The sequence below is a fragment of the Natranaerobius trueperi genome, from assembly GCF_002216005.1.
Classification (GTDB): Bacteria; Bacillota; Natranaerobiia; order Natranaerobiales; family Natranaerobiaceae; genus Natranaerobius_A; species Natranaerobius_A trueperi.
Genome location: NZ_NIQC01000078.1, coordinates 1 through 658 on the forward strand (window position 1 = coordinate 1; position 658 = coordinate 658).

Consider the following 658-nt stretch of genomic DNA (forward strand, 5'->3'; position numbering starts at 1 on the left):
GAGAGTGTAAAATAAACGGTGTAAACCTTCCGAAATGATGTATAATAAAAATAGAATGGGAGGTTTGCACCGTTATGAATTTAATAGACAAAAAGCAAGTAAGAGAAATGATGAAACAAGGTAAACTAAAAGATGTAAATGATATTCAAGAAGTTTTAAAGGAGCAATTTGGTGAACTAATAGAAGAAATGCTAGAAAGTGAACTTGATCATGAACTGGGTTACTCGAAGTATGATTACCGAGAAAAGGAAACTACAAATAGTCGAAATGGAAAGAGAGAAAAGCAACTAAGATCAAATTATGGCAATATAGAAATCGAAGTACCAAGAGATCGTGAAGGAGAATTTGAACCACAAATAGTGAAAAAGAATCAGAGAGATATATCAAGTATTGATGATCAAGTATTAAGTATGTATGCAAAGGGTATGACGGTAAGAGATATACAAGCTCATTTACAAGATCTTTATGGCGTAGATGCTTCACCTACATTAATCTCTGGAATAACAGATAAAATAGTTCCTTTGATTAAAGAATGGCAAAATCGTCCATTATCAAGAGTCTATGCACATGTAGTCATGGATGCCGTCCACTACAAAGTGAGACAAGATGGTCGAATAGTGAATAAGGCAGCATATATGGCTATTGGGATTGATTTAGA

The 658-nt window shown here is 33.7% G+C and carries 1 protein-coding gene; it reads left to right on the forward strand.

Annotated features, from left to right (window positions below):
• Positions 1 to 74: 74 nt before the first annotated feature.
• Positions 75 to 658: IS256 family transposase (locus CDO51_RS13125; protein ID WP_205842273.1), on the forward strand; the 584-nt coding region annotated here is incomplete at its 3' end.